The following is a 4,489-nucleotide window of genomic DNA, read 5'->3' on the forward strand; positions in this document are numbered from 1 at the left end:
CACAAAGTCTTGACTGACTCAAATTGATATACCAATTTTTTTAAACGATTAACATTCGGTATTTTTATATTCAGTGAACTATCCTCCACCTATGCTTCGTTTTAGAAGTAGGACTTCTCGGTTAATCGTATCTAACGATACGATAGGACCGAACTATCAAGCCGGTTCCATGCTCTATATAGGATTATGCTAATAACCGCAATCCTCCTTGTATCTCTAGAAAATCAATGGCAAAATGGAGGGGCTTTTTAAATAAAGGAAGACTTCATTAAAGGATTGAAACAATAACACATCTTAGCAACAAGAAGCAATATAGGAGTTCCGCTATGCTTTGCTGTTTGTTCTTATGCCAAGCTGGAAATGATCATTTACGGGATATCGCGCCGTACGCCAACTCGCGGCACTGGCGATGGGCTCGCGTATCACATGTATTCCTTAAGGAAACAACCCCATGCAAGGACGTTTTTATAGTTGGCAACTTTATCAAAATCAAAATCATAGGTTTACTTTTTTAAAAAAAAATTATATAATATCTATTAAGTTCTGAAATAAACAAAAATTCTGTCTATAAAAGATAAATCCAGACAAATCAAAATAAAAGAGGTTCATAAACAAGCCAGCATACATAAATTGTTTCATCGATCATTTTGTTATGTAGTCTTCGAGAAAAGGGTAATAAAATTCTTTGTCATAAAGATTGATTTTTTTGACCGATACCAACTATTTTTATCAAGAACTCTTGTCGAGCCGGGTATCTAGAGAAGCAAAGGAGAGAGAATAGATGGACAAACGTGATAATCGTGAGAAAATGAATCTTGAAGGACTTCGAACTGAAACCTTGGTTGTCCATGGCGATGATTGGGTCACCGATGATGGGACGGTGGCTCCGCCCATCTATTACACAGCTACGTTTCGTGCGCATAATTCCCGTGAATTCGCAGAAATGGCGGGAACACCCCGCCATTCTCGGTATTATACGCGCTACGGCAATCCATTGCATGAGCGCGTTGCGAAGATTATGGCTGAACTGGAAGGTACAGAAACCGCACTGGTAACTGGCTCCGGGATGGGGGCAATTGCCACGGCCATTCTAGCTCTAGTCAGCGCGGGAGATCATGTGATTGCCCAAACGCGGCATTATATGAGCACCGCCAAGATTATGGATGAGATGCTGCCGCGGTTTGGCGTGGAAGTGACTCTGGTCGAACAAGCGGACATCAACGCCTTTGCAGAAGCGATACGGCCTAACACAAAGCTCATCATGGTCGAGACGCCTGCCAATCCGACTTTGGTGTTGACGGATTTGGCTGCTGTGGTGGAGTTGGCGCGCCCGCATGGAATTATCGTCGTGGCCGATAACACCTTCGCATCGCCGATCAATCAGCGGCCTCATGATCTAGGTGTCGATATCGTTATTCACAGCGCAACAAAATATTTGGGGGGACACCATGATTTGACAGCTGGTGTCATCTGCACCAGCGAGGAGTTAGCCGAGCGTATTTGGCATACGCATATTTCCATCGGTTCGGTCCTCTCGCCAATGGATGCATGGCTATTATTGCGCGGTCTGCGTACGCTTCCGATACGGATGGAACGCATTAATGCCAACGCTTTAGCCCTGGCTGAGTTTTTAGAGCAGCAGCCACAGGTAGAGCGTGTATATTATCCAGGTCTTCCTAGCCATCCGCAACACGAGTTGGCAAAACGTCAGATGAAAGGGTTCGGAGCAGTCATTGCCTTTGCCATTAAAGGTGGCTATGAAGAAACTCAGCGCTTCGTTTCTGCATTGAAACTGCCGCCTAACGCGGTGAGTTTGGGTGGCGTCGATTCCCTTGTGGTGCATACAGCAGCGATGTGGGAAGGAGTGATGACCGAGGAGCAGATGAAGACAGCTGGGATTCCGTCCAACTTCGTGAGATTCTCGGTCGGCATCGAGCATATCGATGATCTGAAAGCGGATGTGTGGCAGGCGCTGCAGGTAGTTTAACGTTGTCCCGAAGAGTCTCTCTCCTTGAAACGAAGGCAAGGGGGGAGATGAATCGGGAAGTTTTTGATTCATAAAAGCGAATATATGTGCTATCATCGAGCCAGCCAATCAGGCAAGTAAAAAAGACAATTCTCCTATTTCGTGGCCAAAAAGTGTTTTTTCGAGAACAGGTCACGAGCCAATCTTCCAATCAACATAACATTACTTACTTTTCAATTTCAAGAGATTCGCAGGATTGTGCAAAAAAGCACCTTGCCGCCCTAGAGAATCATGGTAAAATGAAGGTGCTCTTTTTAAAAGCTGGCCTCGTTCAGAGGATTGAAACGCTTCCGCTTTGATGTGAATGAAACGGTTCATAAACCTTTTTTAAAGCAGGTCTTGTTTAGAGGATTGAAGCATCTCTCTTTAATCACACAAAAAATTCTTTTCAAGATTTTTTTAAGCTGACCTCGTTGAGAGGAAAAAGAGCAGCCAGCTCCCTATTATGGAGAGTTGGCTGTTTTTATGTATGTGTTTGTATGGGAGCAAAAAGATTTTTCTGCGCGCAGAAAAGGGATGGATATGTATTTGGTGGTGTACGGCGGCTCGGTATCGTGAATTTATAAGCGGGATATTTATTTAGACGACTTCCGGATGGATTTGTTGAATTTCATGAAGGAACATAAAGAAGAGCTCGAGCGGGCGCCGTTTGGACTGTTCAGCATTACCGCTAATCAAAATGAAAAACTGAAAGACGAAATTCAGCCAGGCGTCATTTTCTGCCTAAAACAAACGGCGCCGATGGCATCTGCGCATGAACAAAACGCGCTTCATCCCTATTATTTGGTGTATGTCCGCAAAGACGGCACGGTGTTGTACCATCCTGGGCATGTCAAGAAAATGTTGGACCTGTATCGCTCGCTTTGCAACGGCAAAAAAGACGTCGAATGGGGCTTGTACAAGGCGTTTTACCAAGAGACGAAAAACGGAAAAGACATGGGGCGATACAAGGCCCTGCTGGAAAAAGCGGTGGAAGAGATCGTCGGCAAGATGGATCAGCAATTGATGCTCAACATCTTCAGCCTAGGGAACTTGGACGCCTTCGTGACGAACGCCAACACGAGCTTGCAAGATTTTGAGATCGTTTCGTATTTGATCATTAAAGGGTGAGGATCATGGCCGCATCCGCATTTTATGCTACAATAGGACTGGACGAGCGCGTCCGCCCGTTGCATAAAAAGCTTGACAAAAAAAATGTTTTACGACTATGCGGATTTGACGAAAAAAGAAAAGGACTATATGACGAAAGACATCGAGCGGATCGAGTTGACATACTTGTTGACCTCAAGGGTCATCAACATTCAGCCGTTCGTCAACGACGACTACCATTACGAAGGGGTCATGTTTATCACCGTTCGGCTGCGCACGGAATCAAAGGATGCGCACGTTTCCGTGATCGGGGAAATCATCCAAAAAACAGTGCCCAATCCGACCGTTATCGTGTTTGAAAAAGAAGGAAACGTTCGAATTGGAACATGCCGAAAGCGGCTGAACAAAAACGACCGAACCAAAACCGTGGCCGAAGAATGGGCGTATACGCCGTGGTTTTCACTCGATCATGCTGACGAGACGGTCAAGCAGTTTCTTCGCGCCGTCCATATGACGAAGCTGTCGTTCGCCAACTTTTTTCGGTTTTATCAAGACATCCATCTGGCGGTGCAGGCGTTCCAGCACGCCAAAGCGATCGGCGCCTTTTACATCGCCGCTGATGAACAATCCAAACAGCTCGTCGCGCAAATCGAACAGGCGGAAGTCGAAATCGCAAAATGGAAAAACGAAATCAAAAAAGAAACACAGTTTAATCGAAAAGTAGAATACCATATGAAAATTCAACAGCTAACGAAGCAAATCGAACAATGGAAGCAACAATTGCGCGGAAAGGAGCAGCACGATGGAGAAACTGGATGGAAAATCGCTCGACCTTGTCAAAACAAACATTGAAGCGTTAAAGCAACTATTCCCAGAAGTTGTCACGGAGGGGAAAATCGATTTTGACAAATTGAAGCTTGTTCTCGGCGAAGAGATCGAAACGCGCAACGAAAAGTACGAATTCACCTGGCACGGCAAAACACAAGCGATGAAACTCGCCCAAACGCCGTCCACTGGCACCTTGCGGCCGGACAAAGCATCAAGCAAAAACTGGGAGACAACGGAAAACTTGTATATCGAAGGCGACAACTTGGAAGTACTGAAACTATTGCAAAAATCGTATTTCGGCAAAATCAAAATGATTTACATCGACCCGCCGTACAATACGGGGAAAGACTTTGTGTACAAAGACGACTTTCGCGACAATATCCGAAATTACAAAGAAATCACGCAGCAAACGACTAAGGCAAATACGGAGACAAACGGGCGCTACCATACCGATTGGTTGAATATGATGTACCCGCGGTTGAAGTTGGCGAGGAATTTGTTGCGGGAGGATGGGGTTATATTTATAAGACCCGTGGTGCTAGTTGA

General features: G+C 45.3%; 4 protein-coding genes. All 4 read left to right on the forward strand.

What is annotated here, in order from left to right:
- Window positions 1-781 precede the first annotated feature (781 nt).
- On the forward strand, window positions 782-1,987 hold the full coding sequence (locus tag I656_RS00760) for a PLP-dependent aspartate aminotransferase family protein (RefSeq protein ID WP_015374550.1): 1,206 nt from the start codon (window positions 782-784) through the stop codon (window positions 1,985-1,987).
- A gap of 642 nt (window positions 1,988-2,629) precedes the next feature.
- Window positions 2,630-3,136, forward strand: a complete 507-nt coding sequence (locus I656_RS00755) for a hypothetical protein (protein ID WP_223810898.1) — start codon at window positions 2,630-2,632, stop codon at window positions 3,134-3,136.
- Window positions 3,137-3,220: 84 nt separating this feature from the next.
- The gene (locus tag I656_RS00750; protein WP_235048671.1) at window positions 3,221-3,967 is read left to right on the forward strand and encodes a DUF4391 domain-containing protein; all 747 of its coding nucleotides are present in this window, start codon (window positions 3,221-3,223) and stop codon (window positions 3,965-3,967) included.
- Window positions 3,918-4,489, forward strand: a 572-nt coding sequence (locus tag I656_RS00745) for a DNA methyltransferase (protein WP_020756809.1), incomplete at its 3' end; no start/stop codon positions are given. The genes I656_RS00750 and I656_RS00745, both read left to right, overlap by 50 nt.

Source organism: Geobacillus sp. WSUCF1 (genome assembly GCF_000422025.1).
GTDB lineage: Bacteria > Bacillota > Bacilli > Bacillales > Anoxybacillaceae > Geobacillus > Geobacillus zalihae.

Excerpts from the sequence above, each read along its gene's own strand:
- I656_RS00760 (WP_015374550.1), top strand. The coding sequence starts at position 782 with ATGGACAAACGTGATAATCGTGAGAAAATGAATCTTGAAGGACTTCGA.
- I656_RS00750 (WP_235048671.1), top strand. The coding sequence starts at position 3,221 with ATGTTTTACGACTATGCGGATTTGACGAAAAAAGAAAAGGACTATATG.